14 protein-coding genes are annotated in these 17,038 nt (G+C 63.4%); 12 read left to right on the plus strand and 2 right to left on the minus strand.

Features of this window, described 5'->3' with window-relative positions; genetic code table 11:
• The 9 genes from murD to lpxC all read left to right on the plus strand — a co-directional run bounded on the left by murD (nucleotide 1) and on the right by lpxC (nucleotide 10,433).
• Nucleotides 1-1,347: a UDP-N-acetylmuramoyl-L-alanine--D-glutamate ligase gene (murD, locus tag BLV18_RS04220; protein WP_090356536.1), complete on the plus strand. Its 1,347-nt coding sequence runs from the start codon at nucleotides 1-3 to the stop codon at nucleotides 1,345-1,347.
• On the plus strand, nucleotides 1,344-2,558 hold the full coding sequence (gene ftsW / locus BLV18_RS04225; RefSeq protein ID WP_049860620.1) for a putative lipid II flippase FtsW: 1,215 nt from the start codon (nucleotides 1,344-1,346) through the stop codon (nucleotides 2,556-2,558). Before murD ends, ftsW begins: the two co-directional genes overlap by 4 nt.
• A complete protein-coding gene (murG, locus tag BLV18_RS04230) occupies nucleotides 2,548-3,624 on the plus strand; it encodes an undecaprenyldiphospho-muramoylpentapeptide beta-N-acetylglucosaminyltransferase (protein WP_090356538.1) in 1,077 nt (358 codons plus the stop codon). Before ftsW ends, murG begins: the two co-directional genes overlap by 11 nt.
• Complete coding sequence (gene murC, locus BLV18_RS04235) at nucleotides 3,617-5,062, plus strand: UDP-N-acetylmuramate--L-alanine ligase (RefSeq protein ID WP_049860622.1); 1,446 nt, start codon at nucleotides 3,617-3,619, stop codon at nucleotides 5,060-5,062. The genes murG and murC overlap by 8 nt, the downstream gene beginning before the upstream one ends.
• Entirely contained in the window at nucleotides 5,059-6,018 is a 960-nt protein-coding gene (locus BLV18_RS04240; protein WP_049860623.1) for a D-alanine--D-alanine ligase, read from the plus strand. The genes murC and BLV18_RS04240 overlap by 4 nt, the downstream gene beginning before the upstream one ends.
• Before the next feature lie 4 nt (nucleotides 6,019-6,022).
• Nucleotides 6,023-6,892, plus strand: a complete 870-nt coding sequence (locus BLV18_RS04245) for a cell division protein FtsQ/DivIB (protein ID WP_090356540.1) — start codon at nucleotides 6,023-6,025, stop codon at nucleotides 6,890-6,892.
• Nucleotides 6,893-6,906: 14 nt separating this feature from the next.
• Nucleotides 6,907-8,163 (plus strand): cell division protein FtsA, encoded by a 1,257-nt coding sequence (gene ftsA, locus BLV18_RS04250; RefSeq protein ID WP_090356542.1) that lies wholly within the window; start codon nucleotides 6,907-6,909, stop codon nucleotides 8,161-8,163.
• 52 nt (nucleotides 8,164-8,215) lie between these two features.
• A complete protein-coding gene (gene ftsZ, locus BLV18_RS04255) occupies nucleotides 8,216-9,409 on the plus strand; it encodes a cell division protein FtsZ (protein ID WP_049860625.1) in 1,194 nt (397 codons plus the stop codon).
• Between the two features lie 112 nt (nucleotides 9,410-9,521).
• Nucleotides 9,522-10,433, plus strand: coding sequence for a UDP-3-O-acyl-N-acetylglucosamine deacetylase (gene lpxC / locus BLV18_RS04260; RefSeq protein ID WP_049860626.1), 912 nt, complete (start codon nucleotides 9,522-9,524; stop codon nucleotides 10,431-10,433).
• A gap of 112 nt (nucleotides 10,434-10,545) precedes the next feature.
• Here lpxC and BLV18_RS04265 read toward each other — a convergent pair whose 3' ends face one another.
• Complete coding sequence (locus tag BLV18_RS04265; RefSeq protein ID WP_049860627.1) at nucleotides 10,546-11,001, minus strand: DUF721 domain-containing protein; 456 nt, start codon at nucleotides 10,999-11,001, stop codon at nucleotides 10,546-10,548.
• Nucleotides 11,002-11,309: 308 nt separating this feature from the next.
• Between BLV18_RS04265 and secA the strand changes: the two genes are divergently transcribed.
• The 3 genes from secA to BLV18_RS04280 all read left to right on the plus strand — a co-directional run bounded on the left by secA (nucleotide 11,310) and on the right by BLV18_RS04280 (nucleotide 16,425).
• Entirely contained in the window at nucleotides 11,310-14,051 is a 2,742-nt protein-coding gene (secA, locus tag BLV18_RS04270; protein ID WP_090356544.1) for a preprotein translocase subunit SecA, read from the plus strand.
• 143 nt (nucleotides 14,052-14,194) lie between these two features.
• Nucleotides 14,195-15,412 carry a bifunctional glutamate N-acetyltransferase/amino-acid acetyltransferase ArgJ gene (argJ, locus tag BLV18_RS04275; protein ID WP_090356547.1) on the plus strand — a complete coding sequence of 406 codons (1,218 nt, stop codon included), beginning with the start codon at nucleotides 14,195-14,197 and terminating at the stop codon, nucleotides 15,410-15,412.
• Nucleotides 15,413-15,480: 68 nt separating this feature from the next.
• Nucleotides 15,481-16,425 (plus strand): Nudix family hydrolase, encoded by a 945-nt coding sequence (locus BLV18_RS04280; RefSeq protein WP_090356549.1) that lies wholly within the window; start codon nucleotides 15,481-15,483, stop codon nucleotides 16,423-16,425.
• A gap of 42 nt (nucleotides 16,426-16,467) precedes the next feature.
• Here the strand turns inward: BLV18_RS04280 and BLV18_RS04285 are convergent, their stop codons facing one another.
• Entirely contained in the window at nucleotides 16,468-17,037 is a 570-nt protein-coding gene (locus BLV18_RS04285; protein WP_090356551.1) for a cob(I)yrinic acid a,c-diamide adenosyltransferase, read from the minus strand.
• Nucleotide 17,038 lies beyond the last annotated feature (1 nt).

Genomic DNA, 17,038 nt, shown 5'->3' on the forward strand with positions numbered 1-17,038 from the left:
GTGTCTCTGATCGCTTCTTCCCACTTCCGCATCGTTGTCGGCCTCGGCAAGAGCGGCATGTCCCTGGTGCGCTTCCTCGCGCGTCAGGGCGTGGCGTTTGCCGTGGCCGATACACGCGAAGCGCCGCCGGAACTGGTGACGCTGCGTCGCGACTATCCGCAGGTGGAAGTCCGTTGCGGTGAGCTGGACGTGGAATTCCTGTGCCGCGCCGATGAACTCTACGTGAGCCCCGGTCTGGCACTGGCGACTCCCGCCCTGCAGCAGGCAGCGGCGCGAGGCGTGCACCTGTCCGGCGATATCGATCTGTTTGCCCGTCATGCCAAGGCCCCGATCGTGGCGATCACCGGCTCCAACGCCAAAAGCACCGTGACCACGCTGGTGGGCGAAATGGCCGCTGCGGCCGGCAAGCGCGTGGCGGTGGGCGGCAACCTAGGGCAGCCAGCGCTCGACCTGCTCGATGACGATGTCGAGCTGTACGTGCTGGAACTGTCGAGCTTTCAGCTGGAAACCACCCATCAGCTCAATGCCGAAGTGGCCACGGTGCTCAACGTCAGCGAAGACCACATGGACCGCTACAGCGGGCTGCCGGCCTATCACCTGGCCAAGCATCGGATTTTCCGCGGCGCCCGCAAGGTCGTCTTCAATCGTCAGGATGCCCTGAGCCGGCCGCTGATCGGCGAGGGCATGCCGTGCTGGACGTTCGGCCTGAACAAGCCGGACTTCAAGGCTTTCGGCCTGCGCGAGGAAGGCGGGCAGAAGTACCTGGCCTATGAGTTCGAGAACCTGATGCCGGTCAGCGAGCTCAAGGTGCGTGGCGCACACAATCAGGCCAATGCCCTGGCCGCGCTTGCCCTGGGACACGCGGTGGGTCTGCCGTTCGACGCCATGCTGGCCAGCCTGCGTGAATTCACCGGGCTCACGCACCGCTGCCAGTGGCTGCGCGAGCGCGATGGCGTGGCCTGGTACGACGATTCCAAGGCGACCAACGTCGGTGCTGCGATTGCCGCCATCGAAGGGTTGGGCGCCGATATCGAAGGCCAGCTTGTGCTGATCGCGGGCGGCGACGGCAAGGGCGCCGATTTCACCGCGCTCGGCCAGCCTATCCAGCGTCATTGCCGTGCTCTGGTACTGCTGGGTCGCGACGCCGGCCGTATTGCGGCCGTTGTCGGGCCAGGCGTTGCCCAGGTCAACGTCGCCTCGATCGAGGAAGCGGTTCAGCGCTGCGCCGAACTGGCCCGTCCCGGTGATGCCGTGCTGCTCTCACCGGCCTGCGCGAGTCTGGACATGTTCAAGAATTATGAAGAGCGCGGGCGCCTGTTCGCCCATGCCGTAGAGGGCTTGTCATGATCTTCGGTGTCATCAAGCCATTTCCCTCGCCGCTGATCAGCGGTCGCGGGATCGATATCGACTTCGCCATGCTGGCCGGTTGCCTGGCGCTGCTGGGCCTCGGTCTGGTCATGATCACCTCGGCTTCTTCGGAAGTTGCGGCGGTCAACTCGGGCAACTCGTTGTCGATGATGATCCGCCACCTTGTGTACCTTGTGATCGGTATCGGCACCTGCATCGTCACCATGATGGTGCCCATTGCCACCTGGCAGCGCATAGGCGGTACGCTGCTGATCGCTGCATTCGGCTTGCTGGTGATGGTCCTGCTGCCCGGTATCGGTCGCGAAGTGAACGGATCCATGCGCTGGATCGGCTTCGGCATGTTCAACGTGCAGCCTTCGGAAATCGCCAAGGTGTTCGTGGTGATCTTCCTGGCAGGCTATCTGGTACGTCGTCAGCAGGAAGTGCGCGACAGCTGGATGGGCTTCTTCAAGCCGTTCTTCGTGTTGCTGCCGATGGCCGGACTGCTGCTGATGGAGCCTGACTTCGGCGCCACGGTGGTGATGATGGGGGCCGCAGCTGCGATGCTGTTCCTGGGTGGCGTGGGCCTGTTCCGTTTCGCCCTGATGGTGGCCTTGGCGGTGGGTGCGGTATTCGTGTTGGTTCAGGCCCAGCCGTATCGCATGGCGCGTCTGATCACCTTCACCGACCCGTGGAGCGACCAGTTCGGCTCCGGTTATCAATTGACCCAGGCGCTGATCGCCTTCGGTCGTGGCCAGTGGTTCGGCGTTGGGCTGGGCAACAGCGTGCAGAAGCAGTTCTACCTGCCCGAAGCCCACACCGACTTCGTGTTCTCGGTGCTCGCTGAAGAGCTGGGCGTGGTGGGTTCGCTGTGCACCGTGGCGCTGTTCGTGTTCGTCTGTATCCGCGGCATGTACATCGGATTCTGGGCCGAGCGGGCCAAGCAATACTTTGCCGCGTACGTGGCCTATGGCCTGTCGTTCCTGTGGATCGGCCAGTTCCTGATCAACATCGGCGTGAACGTCGGCCTGCTGCCGACCAAGGGTCTGACCCTGCCGTTTCTCAGCTACGGCGGCAGCTCGCTGGTCATCTGCTGCGCCTGTCTGGGGTTGTTGCTGCGCATCGAGTGGGAAAGCCGCTCGCACCTGGGTAGCGAAGAGGTGGAATTCAGCGAAAGCGATTTCGCCGAGGAGACGCCCCATGGCCGGTAAAGGCAATGTGCTGATCATGGCTGGTGGCACCGGCGGACACGTGTTCCCGGCCCTGGCCTGCGCGCGCGAGTTCCAGGCGCGCGGTTTCAGCGTGCACTGGCTGGGTACGCCGCGCGGTATCGAGAACGAGCTGGTGCCGGCCAACGGCCTGCCGTTGCATCTGATCGATGTCAGCGGTGTGCGTGGCAAGAGCCGACTGGCCCTGCTCAAGGCGCCGTTCGCCATCTGCAAGGCCGTGGTTCAGGCGCGTCGCATCATTGCCCGGCTGCGACCGGTGTGCGTGGTCGGCTTCGGTGGTTACCTGACCGGCCCTGGCGGCGTGGCTGCGCGGCTGGCCGGTGTACCGGTGATCGTTCATGAGCAGAATGCAGTGGCCGGTACCGCCAATCGCCTGTTGGTGCCTTTCGCCAGCCGAGTCTGCGAAGCTTTCCCCGACACCTTCGCCGCTTCGGTCAAGCGCCGGACCACCGGAAATCCGGTGCGCAGCGAGTTGTTCATGGAAACGCCGCGCCAGGCACTGATCGGGCGCCAGCCACGGCTGCTGGTCCTGGGCGGCAGCCTGGGCGCCGAGCCGTTGAACAAGCTGTTGCCCGAAGCCCTGGCGCAGGTTCCTGCACAGTACCGGCCTGAGGTGTTTCACCAGGCTGGCAAGAAGCACGATGAGATCACCGCCGAGCGCTATCGCACCGCCGGTGTCGAGGCGCAGGTCGCCCCGTTCATCAAGGACATGGCCCAAGCCTATGGCTGGGCCGACCTGGTGGTCTGCCGCGCGGGCGCGTTGACCATCAGCGAGCTGGCCGCCGCCGGCCTGCCGTCGCTGTTGGTGCCTTTGCCCCACGCGATCGACGATCACCAGACACGCAATGCCGATTATCTGGCCCGCGAAGGCGCTGCCTTCCTCATGCCACAAGCGACAACCGGCGCGGCGCAACTTGCCGAGCGCCTGAAAGAGGTTTTGATGCAACCCGAAAAACTCCTGAGCATGGCGAGCACTGCCCGCCGCCTGGCCAAACCCGATGCCACGCGCAATGTGGTCGACGTCTGCCTGGAGGTGGCCCATGGTTGAGAACCAGAAGGCCATTCCGCAACCGGAAATGCGCCGCATCCGTCGCATCCATTTCGTCGGCATCGGCGGCGTGGGCATGTGCGGCATCGCCGAGGTGCTGCTGAACCTGGGCTACGACGTCTCGGGTTCCGACCTCAAGGCTTCGCCGGTGACCGAGCGACTGACGTCGTTCGGCGCGCAGATCTTCATCGGCCACCGTGCCGAAAACGCCGCCAGCGCCGACGTGCTGGTGGTCTCCAGTGCCGTCAACACCAGCAACCCGGAAGTCGCCACCGCGCTGGAACGCCGGATTCCGGTGGTACCGCGCGCCGAGATGCTCGCCGAACTGATGCGCTATCGGCACGGCATCGCCGTGGCCGGAACCCATGGCAAGACCACCACCACCAGCCTGATCGCCTCGGTGTTCGCGGCCGGTGGCCTGGACCCCACGTTCGTCATCGGCGGTCGTCTGAATGCGGCTGGCACCAATGCCCAGCTGGGCACCAGTCGCTATCTGATCGCCGAAGCCGACGAGTCCGATGCCAGCTTCCTGCACCTGCAGCCGCTGGTGGCCGTGGTCACCAACATCGACGCCGATCACATGGCGACCTACGGCGGCGACTTCAACGTATTGAAGAAGACCTTCGTCGAGTTCCTGCACAACCTGCCGTTCTACGGCCTAGCCGTGGTCTGCCTGGATGACCCGGTGGTGCGCGAGATCCTTCCACAGATCGCCCGTCCGACCCTGACCTATGGCATCAGCGAAGAAGCCGACGTGCGTGCCATCAACGTGCGCCAGCAAGGCATGCTGACCCACTTCACGGTGCTGCGCCGCGACCGCGAGCCGCTCAACGTGTCGGTCAACATGCCAGGCAACCACAACGTGCTCAATGCCCTGGCAACGATCGCCATCGCCACCGACGAAGGCATCAGCGACAGCGCCATCGTCCAGGGTCTGTCCGGATTCCAGGGCGTTGGCCGACGCTTCCAGGTGTACGGCGAACTGCCGGTCGAAGGCGGCAGCGTGATGCTGGTCGACGACTATGGCCATCACCCCCGCGAAGTGGCGGCCGTGATCGCTGCCGTGCGCGGCGGCTGGCCCGATAAACGTCTGGTGATGGTATATCAGCCCCACCGCTTCAGCCGCACGCGCGACTTGTACGACGATTTCGTACAAGTGCTCGCCGACGCCAATGTGTTGCTGCTGATGGAGGTCTACCCGGCCGGTGAAGAGCCGATCCCGGGCGCCGACAGCCGTCAGTTGTGCCACAGCATCCGCCAGCGCGGCCAGCTGGACCCCATCTATATCGAACGCGGCGTCGAGCTGGCGCCACTGGTCAAGCCGTTGCTGCGCGCCGGTGACATCCTGCTCTGCCAGGGCGCCGGCGACATCGGCGGCCTTGCTCCGCAGTTGCTCAAAAGCCCGCTGTTCGCGCAGGCCTCGGAGAAATCGCAATGAACATTCTGGATCTCAACACCCTGCGTTCGCAGATCATGCCCAGCGACTTCGGTCGCGTGGCCGTGCTCTACGGCGGCAAGAGCGCCGAGCGCGAGGTGTCGCTGAAATCGGGCGCCGCGTGCCTGGAGGCCTTGCAGAGCGCTGGCGTGGACGCGTTCGGTATCGACGTTGGCGATGACCTGCTGGCGCGCCTGCAGGCGCAGAAGATCGACCATGCCTTCATCATTCTGCACGGCCGCGGCGGCGAAGACGGCAGCATGCAGGGCCTGCTCGAGTGCCTGGACATTCCCTACACCGGCAGCGGCATCCTCGCCAGCGCCCTGGCGATGGACAAACTGCGCACCAAGCAGGTGTGGCAGAGCCTCGGCTTGCCGACCCCGGCGCATGCCGTGCTGGCGAGCGAACAGGATTGTATTTTCGCGGCCGGGGAACTGGGCTTCCCTTTGATCGTCAAACCCGCCCATGAAGGTTCAAGCATCGGGATGGCCAAGGTGAACAGCGTCGACGAACTGGTCGACGCCTGGAAAGCCGCCAGCACCTACGACTCACAAGTGCTGGTCGAACAATGGGTCCAGGGCCCTGAGTTCACTGTCGCGACGCTGCGTGGCCAGATGCTGCCTGCCATCGCGCTGGGCACACCCCACACGTTCTACGACTACGACGCCAAATACGTCGCCAACGATACCCAGTACCGCGTTCCCTGTGGCCTCGCGCCCGCCAAGGAGCAGGAACTCATCGACCTCTGCGCGCGCGCCTGCGATGCCATCGGCATTCAGGGCTGGGGGCGCGTGGACGTGATGCAGGACCAGCAGGGCCGTTTCTGGCTGCTGGAAGTCAACACCGCTCCAGGCATGACCGATCACAGCCTGGTGCCCATGGCGGCGAAAGCGGCTGGCCTGGATTTCCAGCAGTTGGTGCTGGCGATTCTTGCCGCCAGTTGCAAGGCACGAGGGTAAGACCATGCACGGCCCAGTGATTCGCCATCAGTCACCTGCCATCGGTCGCAACAAGCCGGTGCCGCGGGGTGCAAGCCGCATGGTGGCCAAAGAGCCACTGTCGGTGCGTCTGCCCAAGGCCAACTTCAGCATCTTCAAGAAGCTGATGTGGCCGGTGCTGCTGGTGGGTCTGGGTTTTGGCACCTATGAAGGCGCCCAGTACCTGATGCCCTACGCCGACCGCCCGATCACCAAGGTGTCGGTGCAGGGCGACCTGGCCTACATCAACCAGCAGTCGGTGCAGGAGCGTATCCAGCCTTATGTCGGCAGCACGTTCTTCAGCATCGACCTGACCCGCATGCGCACCGAGCTGGAGACCATGCCCTGGATCGCCCACGCCGAAGTACGCCGCGTATGGCCCGACCAGGTGGTGATTCGCCTGGAAGAGCAACTGCCGGTCGCGCGCTGGGGCAACGAGTCGCTGCTCAACAACCAGGGCCAGGCGTTCGCGCCTCGCGAACTGGGCAACTACGAACACTTGCCGCAGTTGTTCGGCCCGGCACGGGCCCAACAGCAGGTGATGCAGCAATACCAGGTGCTGAGTCAGATGTTGCGTCCGCTGGGCTATTCGGTAGCTCGGCTGGAACTGACCGAACGCGGCAGCTGGTTTCTCACCACAGGCGCAGGAAGCGCCGGCCCAGGCATCGAGCTGTTGCTGGGACGTGACCACTTGATGGAAAAAATGCGCCGCTTTATCGCCATTTACGACAAGACACTCAAAGACCAGATCACGAATATCGCGCGTATCGACCTGCGCTATGCCAACGGCCTGGCCGTGGGCTGGCGTGAAACGAGCGCCCCGACGGCGGACAAGCCCGCCGTCGCGAAGAATTGACAAGAGGCAGGACCATGGCAAACGTGCAAAGCGGCAAAATGATCGTCGGGCTGGACATCGGTACCTCCAAGGTGGTGGCGCTGGTGGGCGAAGTCGCGGCCGACGGTACGCTGGACATCGTGGGGATCGGTACCCATCCTTCGCGCGGCCTGAAGAAGGGCGTGGTGGTGAACATCGAGTCGACCGTGGCGTCGATCCAGCGTGCGGTCGAAGAAGCCCAGCTGATGGCCGGTTGCCGCATTCACTCGGCGTTCGTCGGCGTTGCCGGTAACCACATTCGCAGCCTGAACTCCCACGGGATCGTGGCCATTCGCGACCGTGAGGTCAGTACGGCCGACCTGGAACGCGTTCTGGACGCGGCCCAGGCCGTGGCGATCCCGGCCGACCAGCGCGTCCTGCACACCCTGCCGCAGGATTACGTGATCGACAACCAGGAAGGCGTGCGCGAGCCCCTGGGCATGTCAGGCGTGCGTCTGGAAGCCAAGGTTCACGTGGTGACCTGCGCCGTCAACGCGGCTCAGAACATCGAGAAGTGCGTTCGTCGCTGCGGCCTGGAAATCGACGACATCATCCTCGAGCAGTTGGCCTCGGCCTACTCGGTACTGACCGATGACGAGAAAGAACTGGGCGTGTGCCTGGTCGACATCGGCGGCGGTACCACGGATATCGCCATCTTCACCGAAGGCGCCATCCGTCACACCGCAGTCATCCCCATTGCGGGCGATCAGGTCACCAACGACATCGCCATGGCCCTGCGGACCCCCACGCAGTACGCCGAAGAGATCAAGATCCGTTACGCCTGCGCCCTGGCCAAGCTGGCCGGTGCCGGCGAAACCATCAAGGTGCCCAGTGTCGGTGACCGTCCGCCGCGCGAGCTGTCGCGCCAGGCGCTGGCCGAAGTCGTCGAGCCACGCTACGACGAACTGTTCACCCTGGTCCAGGCCGAGCTGCGTCGCAGCGGCTACGAAGACCTCATCCCGGCCGGCATCGTGCTGACCGGTGGTACGGCAAAAATGGAAGGCGCGGTCGAGCTGGCCGAAGAAATCTTCCACATGCCGGTGCGCCTGGGCGTGCCGCATAGCGTACGGGGGCTGAGTGACGTCATCAGCAACCCCATCTATTCCACCGGCGTGGGCCTGCTGATGTACGGCCTGCAGAAGCAGTCCGATGGCTTGAACCTGTCAGGTATCAGCAACAGCAGCAGTTATAGCGACGACACCAAGGCTCCGGTGCTGGAACGGCTGAAGCGTTGGGTGCAAGGCAATTTCTGATTCAAAACGGCAGTAGCGGTAGGCGCACACAAATAGAGAAAGGAGAGGGCACATGTTCGAACTCGTAGACAACATCCCGCAAAGCCCGGTAATCAAAGTTATCGGTGTCGGCGGTGGCGGCGGCAACGCCGTCAACCACATGGTCAAGAGCAACATCGAAGGCGTCGAATTCATCTGCGCCAACACCGATGCTCAGGCACTCAAGAACATCGGTGCACGCACGATCCTGCAACTGGGTACCGGCGTCACCAAGGGCCTGGGCGCTGGCGCCAACCCCGAAGTCGGCCGTCAGGCCGCGATGGAAGACCGCGAGCGCATCGCCGAAGTGCTGCAAGGCACCAACATGGTCTTCATCACCACCGGCATGGGCGGCGGTACCGGTACCGGTGCTGCACCGATCATCGCCGAAGTGGCCAAGGAAATGGGCATCCTGACCGTTGCGGTCGTGACTCGTCCGTTCCCCTTCGAAGGCCGCAAACGCATGCAGATCGCCGATGAAGGCATCCGTATGCTGTCCGAAAGCGTCGACTCGTTGATCACCATCCCCAACGAGAAGCTGCTGACCATCCTGGGCAAGGATGCCAGCCTGCTGTCGGCGTTCGCCAAGGCTGACGATGTGCTGGCCGGTGCCGTTCGCGGTATCTCCGACATCATCAAGCGTCCGGGCATGATCAACGTCGACTTCGCCGACGTGCGTACCGTGATGAGCGAAATGGGCATGGCGATGATGGGTACCGGCTGCGCCAGCGGTCCGAATCGCGCGCGCGAGGCCACCGAAGCGGCCATTCGCAACCCGCTGCTCGAAGACGTCAACCTGCAGGGCGCTCGCGGCATTCTGGTGAACATCACCGCAGGTCCCGACCTGTCGCTGGGTGAATACTCCGACGTGGGTAGCATCATCGAAGCGTTCGCCTCCGACCACGCGATGGTCAAGGTCGGTACCGTGATCGATCCGGACATGCGCGATGAACTGCACGTTACCGTCGTGGCCACCGGCCTGGGCGCGAAGATCGAGAAGCCTGTGAAGGTCATCGACAACACCATGCAGACCGCCGCCCAGACGCCTCCACCTTCGCAGCAGCCTGCTCGTCAGGACGCTCCATCGGTGAACTACCGCGACCTGGACCGCCCGACCGTGATGCGCAACCAGGCTCACGCCGGCGCTGCCGCTGCGGCCAAGCTGAACCCACAGGATGACCTGGATTATCTGGACATCCCGGCCTTCCTGCGTCGTCAGGCCGATTGATGCAATTTATCAGGGGTATTAGGGTGATTGGTGTTCAGCAAAGGTTCGGTCTGCTATCATCGCCAGCCTTTGTTGATACCAGTTCGCAATTTGCGCTGAAGCGGCCAATGCCATGATTAAACAACGCACCCTGAAGAATATTATCCGTGCCACAGGCGTCGGCTTGCACTCCGGTGAGAAGGTCTACCTGACCTTGAAGCCCGCGCCCGTGGATACCGGCATCGTGTTCTGCCGTGTCGACCTCGATCCGGTCGTGCAGATCCCTGCGCGCGCCCACAATGTCGGCGCAACCACGATGTCCACCACTTTGGTCAATGGCGATGTCAAGGTCGATACCGTAGAGCATCTACTGTCGGCCATGGCGGGCCTGGGAATCGATAACGCCTACGTCGAGCTCTCCGCGTCCGAAGTGCCGATCATGGATGGCAGTGCCGGACCCTTCGTATTCCTGATTCAATCGGCTGGCCTGGAAGAACAGGACGCGCCGAAGAAATTCATCCGGATCCTGCGTGAAGTGACAGTGACGGAGGGCGACAAGCGCGCCACCTTCCTGCCTTTCGAAGGGTTCAAGGTGAGCTTCGAAATAGATTTCGATCATCCTGTCTTCAAGGATCGCACCCAGACCGCCAGCGTCGACTTTTCCAGCACGTCCTTCGTGAAGGAAGTCAGTCGGGCGCGCACGTTCGGCTTCATGAGCGACCTTGAATACCTGCGCAAGCACAATCGTGCACTGGGCGGCAGCGTTGAAAACGCTATCGTGGTGGACGAGGCAGGCGTCATGAATGAGGACGGTCTTCGCTACGAAGACGAATTCGTCAAACACAAGATTCTCGATGCAATCGGCGATCTCTATCAGCTGGGTAACAGCCTGATTGGCGAATTCCGTGGCTACAAGTCGGGCCACGCACTGAACAACCAGCTTCTTCGTCGTCTGCTCGAGCAGGACGACGCCTGGGAAGTGGTTACGTTCGAAGATGCCAGCACGGTACCGATCTCTTACATGCGGCCAGCTGCGTTGGGTTGATACAACCTCTCTTTTCTGGTTTCACATTTATAGGCCACCCATTGGGTGGCTTTTTTTTTTGGGTGTTGTTTTCTGAGCCGGGGCGGGAGGACGGTCGGGGCGTGGCGAGGGCTCAGCGTGGCCGCTTGGCGTGAGCTGCCAGACGTTCCAGCGCCGCGCGCAGATTGGGATCGCTGATGCCCTCGGCGGTCGCCTGGATGTTCTCGCCCGCGCTGATCGACAGGTCGATGCTGCGCGCGCCGGCCTTGCTCTGCACGGTGGGCGGCTGCACCTTGAACAGGATGCGCGTCAGGCTGCTGAATTCCTCCAGCGCCTGCAGATCGCGTTGCAGGCGCTTCTGCTGGTAGCGCAGGCGCGTGGCCCAGTGGCCGTCGGTGACGATCAGCAACAGGCTGCCCTCGCGCCACGAAGCGACGTAGCAATGCTCACGCGCCGCCGGCTGCAGTTGGCTCTCGAACAGGCGCTGCAGATGGGACAGGCGCTGGGCCTGGCTGAACAGGGCCTTGAGCGGTTTGGCTTCGCGCAGCAGGACTGCCGGTGCCCGGGCGGGCAGGGGGCGAAAGACCATGGGGATACACCTGAAGTTACAGAGTCGGCATGTTAACAGAATCCCTCGCCCACACCGTTTCACATGGACGACACAGGCCAGCTCTCGGCATTTGAATGGATGACATCTGCACCTCGCGGGTTGAAGTTGGCGAAAAAGCCCTTATTGTAAAGCCGCCCCATTACAACGCTGTGCCAGCATCGTGGACATCGCGCCACTTTCCTCTCCATCGTTTCCGGGTAGAATGCTCGTTCGCATGCGGCCATGAGGGCTGCACGGGCGACTCACGGGGCCGCCCTCCATCCCTATGTGTGGAAGATCCTGCCAATATGTTTGCGCCTTTGTTAAAGAAACTTTTTGGAAGCAAGAACGAGCGTGAAGTACGACGCATGCTCAAGACGGTACAAGCCGTCAATGCCTTCGAAGAGCAGATGGTGGCCCTTTCGGACGAGCAGCTGCGCGCCAAGACCGCAGAGTTCAAGGCCCGCCTGGCAAAAGGCGAGACCCTCGACCAGCTGCTGCCCGAAGCCTTCGCCGTCTGCCGCGAAGCCGGCAAGCGCGTCATGGGTATGCGGCACTTCGATGTCCAGCTGATCGGTGGCATCACCCTGCACGAAGGCATGATCGCCGAAATGCGCACCGGTGAAGGCAAGACCCTGGTAGCGACCCTGGGCGTGTACCTCAACGCACTGTCCGGCAAGGGCGTGCACGTGGTCACGGTCAACGACTACCTGGCGCGTCGCGATGCCAACTGGATGCGTCCGCTGTACGAATACCTGGGCCTTACCGTCGGCGTGGTCACGCCGTTCGCGCCGCCGGAAGAGAAGCGTCTGGCCTATGCCGCCGACATCACCTACGGCACCAACAACGAATTCGGTTTCGACTACCTGCGCGACAACATGGCGTTCAGCATGGAAGAGAAATTCCAGCGCGAGCTGAATTTCGCCGTGATCGACGAAGTCGACTCCATCCTGATCGACGAAGCCCGTACGCCGCTGATCATCTCCGGCCAGGCCGAAGACAGCTCCAAGCTGTACACCGAGATCAACCGCCTGATCCCGCAACTCGAGCAGCACATCGAGGAAGTCGAGGGCCAGGTCACCAAGGAAGGCCACTACAGCATCGACGAGAAGACCCGTCAGGTCGAACTCAACGAAGCCGGTCACCAGTACATCGAGGAAATGCTCACCCGCGCCGGCCTGCTGGCCGAGGGCGAGAGCCTCTACTCGGCGCACAACCTGGGCCTGCTGACCCACGTCTACGCCGGCCTGCGTGCGCACAAGCTGTTCAACCGCAACGTCGAGTACATCGTCCAGGACGGGCAGATCCTGCTGGTCGACGAGCACACCGGTCGTACCATGCCGGGCCGTCGCCTGTCCGAAGGCCTGCATCAGGCTATCGAGGCCAAGGAAAACCTGAACATCCAGGCCGAGAGCCAGACCCTCGCCTCGACCACGTTCCAGAACTACTTCCGCCTGTACAACAAGCTCTCGGGCATGACCGGTACGGCCGACACCGAAGCGTTCGAGTTCGCCCAGATCTACCAGCTCAACGTGATGGTGATCCCGCCGAACAAGCCGCTGGCGCGCAAGGACTTCAACGACCTGGTCTATCTGACTGCGGACGAGAAGTACGCCGCCATCGTTACCGACATCAAGGAAAGCATGGCCCAGGGCCGTCCGGTGCTGGTCGGTACTGCAACCATCGAAACCTCCGAGCACATGTCGCGCCTGCTCAACCAGGAAGGCATCGAGCACAAGGTGCTCAACGCCAAGTTCCACGAGAAGGAAGCGGAGATCATCGCCCAGGCCGGTCGTCCCGGCGCGCTGACCATCGCCACCAACATGGCCGGTCGCGGTACCGACATCCTGCTGGGCGGCAACTGGGAAGTCGAAGTCGCCTCCCTGGAAAACCCGACCGAAGAGCAGATCGCGCAGATCAAGGCCGACTGGCAGAAGCGTCATCAGCAGGTGCTCGAATCCGGTGGTCTGCACGTGATCGCTTCCGAGCGTCACGAGTCGCGCCGTATCGACAACCAGCTGCGTGGCCGTGCCGGTCGTCAGGGTGACGCCGGTTCCAGCCGCTTCTACCTGTCGCTGGAAGACAGCCTGATGCGCATCTTCGCCTCCGACCGGGTGAAGAACTTCATGAAGGCGCTGGGCATGCAGTCCGGCGAAGCCATCGAGCATCGCATGGTCACCAACGCGATCGAAAAGGCCCAGCGCAAGGTCGAAGGCCGCAACTTCGACATCCGCAAGCAATTGCTGGAGTTCGACGACGTCGCCAACGAGCAGCGCAAGGTCATCTACCACATGCGCAACAGCCTGCTGGCGTCCGACAACGTCGGAGACACCATTGCCGACTTCCGTCAGGAAGTCCTTGGTCAGCTGTTCTCCCAGCACATTCCGCCACAGTCGCTGCCCGAGCAGTGGGACGTTCCAGGCCTGGAAGCGGCCTTGCAGACCGATTTCGGCGTGAGCCTGCCGATCCAGCAGTGGCTGGATGCGGACGACAAGCTGTACGAGGAGACCCTGCGCGAGAAGGTCATGGTCGAGTTGCTGGCGGCCTACACCGAGAAGGAAGATCAGGCCAGCGCCGACGCCCTGCGCACCTTCGAGAAGCAGATCCTGCTGCGCGTGCTCGACGACCTGTGGAAAGATCACCTGTCGACCATGGACCACCTGCGTCACGGTATTCACCTGCGCGGCTACGCCCAGAAGAACCCGAAGCAGGAGTACAAGCGCGAGTCGTTCAGCCTGTTCCAGGAGCTGCTCGATTCGATCAAGCGCGACACCATCCGTGTGCTGTCTCACGTTCAGGTGCGCCGCGAAGATCCGGTCGAAGAAGAAGCGCGTCTGCGTCGCGATGCCGAGGAGTTGGCAGCGCGCATGCAGTTCGAACACGCCCCGGCGCCGGGCCTGGACCAGCCCGAAGTATTGGCCGAAGACGCCGAAGTCGTTGCCGCCACCGTGTCGGAGCCAGTGCGCAATGACCAGAAGCTGGGCCGCAACGAATTGTGCTGGTGCGGCTCGGGCAAGAAATTCAAGCATTGCCACGGCAAGATCGACTGATCGCGTTTCGACAGGCTTTGCAGCAACATCACGCCGCGACTGACGCTGGTTCCCAGGATGGGTGCCCGCGTACGGATCGCGGCGTTCGTCCCTCTACTGGCGGCGTCGACGATACGCCGCAGATTCCTCAAAGGAGTGCTCACATGGCTGTTGGTCTTGGTCCCTTGCCCACGCTGCATCCGGTTCCGGGTTTCGAGCTGGGCATCTCCAGCGCCGGTATCAAACGCCCCGGACGCAAGGACGTTGTGGTCATGCGTTGCGCCGAGGGTTCCAGCGTCGCCGGCGTGTTCACCCTGAATGCGTTCTGCGCGGCACCGGTCATTGTGTCCAAGCAGCGCGTGGGTGGCCCCGTGCGTTATCTGTTGACCAATACCGGCAACGCCAACGCCGGGACCGGCGAGCCGGGTCTGGCTGCGGCCGAGCGCACCACGGCGCGTCTGGCCGAACTGGCGGGCGTGGACGCCAGCGCCGTGCTGCCGTTCTCCACCGGGGTGATTGGCGAGCCACTGCCCGTCGAGAAGATCGAAGGGGCCTTGCAGGCTGCGCTCGACGATCTGTCGATCGACAACTGGGCGGCTGCGGCCACCGGCATCATGACCACGGACACCCTGCCCAAGGGCGCCAGTCGCCAGTTCCAGCACGAGGGCGTCACCGTCACCGTGACCGGTATCAGCAAAGGCGCCGGCATGATCCGCCCGAACATGGCGACCATGCTGGGCTACATCGCCACCGACGCCAAGGTCGCGCCGGGTGTGCTGCAGGATCTGCTGCGCGACGGCGCCAACAAGTCGTTCAACCGCATCACCATCGACGGTGACACCTCGACCAACGACTGCTGCATGCTGGTCGCCACCGGGCAGGCGGCGTTGCCGGAAATCAACGAGGCCAGCGGGCCGCTGTTCGCAGCGCTCAAGCAGGCGGTTCTCGAGGTGTGCATGGAAGTGGCCCAGGCCATCGTGCGCGACGGCGAGGGGGCGACCAAGTTCGTCACGGTCCAGGTCAACGGCGGCGGCAACCACCAGGAGTGTCTGGACGTGGCCTACACCGTGGCCCACTCGCCGCTGATCAAGACGGCGCTGTTCGCTTCCGATCCGAACTGGGGGCGCATTCTGGCCGCTGTCGGCCGGGCCGGTGTGCCGGAGCTGGATGTCAGCAAGATCGACGTGTTCCTGGGCGATGTGTGCATCGCCAGCCGTGGCGCCCGTGCTGCCAGCTATACCGAGGAGCAGGGCTCGGCGGTGATGGCGCAGGAAGAGATCGGCATTCGGATCGAGCTGGGTCGCGGCGAGTGCAGCGAGACCATCTGGACCACCGACCTGTCCCACGAGTACGTGAAGATCAACGCCGAATACCGCACCTGACTGGCGCGCCCGGCTGCGCCTTGCAGGGGCATCCGGGCACTGGCAGCTCAGCGCGGTCTGGAGATCGAGTGAAACGAATACATGTAGCCGCCGCGGTGATCCGTGGCGCGGATCAGCGCATTCTGATTGCCCGCCGCGGCGATACCCAGCACCAGGGCGGTCTGTGGGAGTTTCCCGGTGGCAAGGTCGAGCCCGGCGAGACGGTGCAGGCGGCGCTGGCCCGCGAGCTGCGCGAGGAGTTGGGGATCGAGGTAAGCCTGGCGCGGCCGTTGATCAAGGTGCATCACGACTACGCCGACAAGCAGGTCCTGCTGGATGTCTGGGAAGTCACCGCGTTCACGGGTGACCCCCATGGCGTCGAAGGCCAGCCGTTGGCATGGGTCAAGGCGCGCGAGCTGCCGGGCTACGCGTTTCCCGAGGCCAATCGGCCGATCGTGGCGGCGGCCAGTCTGCCGGGCGAATACCTGATCACCCCGGATGGGCTGGACAACTCGACCCTGCTGCGCGGCATGCAGGAAGCGATCGCCGGTGGCATCAAGCTGCTGCAACTGCGCGCACCTAATGGCTACGATCCGCAGTACCGCGACCTGGCGGTGGATGCGGTCGGGTTGTGTGCAGGCAAGGCCCAGTTGATGCTCAAGGGGCCATTGGAGTGGCTGGGCGATTTTCCTTCGGCCGGGTGGCACCTGACCTCGGCGCAGTTGCGCAAATACGCCAGCAAAGGTCGGCCGTTTCCCGCCGAGCGTTGGCTGGCCGCGTCTTGTCACGATGCCGAAGAGCTGGCGTTGGCGCAGCAGATGGGTGTGGATTTCGTCACCCTTTCGCCCGTGCAACCGACCCTGACCCATCCCGATGCGCAGCCATTGGGCTGGGATCAGGCGCGTGGTTTGATCGAGGGCTTCAACCAGCCGGTGTTCCTGCTGGGCGGGCTGCGGCCGCAGGATCAGGCGAAAGCCTGGGAGATCGGTGCCCAAGGTGTCGCAGGCATTCGCGCCTTCTGGCCCTCTCCCTGACAACCGCTCCGCGCACCCCCTGTAGCAGCGGCGCAAGCCGCGTCAGCGGTCACTCGACTTGGCTGGCTGCCAGAGAATCTCGGGAATACTTTCACGCCGGGCGATGATCCGTGCAGCCACGAACAGCAGATCGGACATCCGGTTGATGTACGCCAGGCTCACCGCCGACAACGGCTCAACCGCATTGAGCTGCTGACAGCGGCGCTCGGCTGTACGCGCCAGGCTGCGGCATACATGGGCCTGGGCAATCAGCAGCGAGCCTCCCGGTAGAATGAAGTTTTCCAGCGGGCCCAGCTCGTCGTTCCAGGTATCGATGGCCGCCTCCAGGCGCTCTACCTCCTTTGCATCCAGCGCCTGGTATGCAGGCATGGCCAACTCCCCACCCAGATCGAACAGCCGATGCTGACAGGGCGCGAGCACCTCGCTGACCTCGTTCAGCCGCGAATCGTCGGCCAGCCCTGCCAGCAGCACGCCCAGCTGGCTGTTCAGGCTGTCGACTTCGCCAATGGCCTCCACGCGGGGATGGTCCTTGGGCACCCGACGGCCGTCGCCGAGCCCGGTTTCACCTTGGTCGCCGGTGCGCGTGTAAATCTTCGACAGGCGAAAGCCCATG

This window comes from Pseudomonas coleopterorum (assembly GCF_900105555.1).
Classification (GTDB): domain Bacteria; phylum Pseudomonadota; class Gammaproteobacteria; order Pseudomonadales; family Pseudomonadaceae; genus Aquipseudomonas; species Aquipseudomonas coleopterorum.

Coding starts and splice junctions, on each gene's coding strand:
- ftsW (WP_049860620.1), top strand. CDS start 1,344: ATGATCTTCGGTGTCATCAAGCCATTTCCCTCGCCGCTGATCAGCGGT.
- murG (WP_090356538.1), top strand. CDS start 2,548: ATGGCCGGTAAAGGCAATGTGCTGATCATGGCTGGTGGCACCGGCGGA.
- murC (WP_049860622.1), top strand. CDS start 3,617: ATGGTTGAGAACCAGAAGGCCATTCCGCAACCGGAAATGCGCCGCATC.
- BLV18_RS04240 (WP_049860623.1), top strand. CDS start 5,059: ATGAACATTCTGGATCTCAACACCCTGCGTTCGCAGATCATGCCCAGC.
- BLV18_RS04245 (WP_090356540.1), top strand. CDS start 6,023: ATGCACGGCCCAGTGATTCGCCATCAGTCACCTGCCATCGGTCGCAAC.
- ftsA (WP_090356542.1), top strand. CDS start 6,907: ATGGCAAACGTGCAAAGCGGCAAAATGATCGTCGGGCTGGACATCGGT.
- ftsZ (WP_049860625.1), top strand. CDS start 8,216: ATGTTCGAACTCGTAGACAACATCCCGCAAAGCCCGGTAATCAAAGTT.
- lpxC (WP_049860626.1), top strand. CDS start 9,522: ATGATTAAACAACGCACCCTGAAGAATATTATCCGTGCCACAGGCGTC.
- BLV18_RS04265 (WP_049860627.1), bottom strand. CDS start 11,001: ATGGTCTTTCGCCCCCTGCCCGCCCGGGCACCGGCAGTCCTGCTGCGC.
- secA (WP_090356544.1), top strand. CDS start 11,310: ATGTTTGCGCCTTTGTTAAAGAAACTTTTTGGAAGCAAGAACGAGCGT.
- argJ (WP_090356547.1), top strand. CDS start 14,195: ATGGCTGTTGGTCTTGGTCCCTTGCCCACGCTGCATCCGGTTCCGGGT.
- BLV18_RS04285 (WP_090356551.1), bottom strand. CDS start 17,037: ATGGGCTTTCGCCTGTCGAAGATTTACACGCGCACCGGCGACCAAGGT.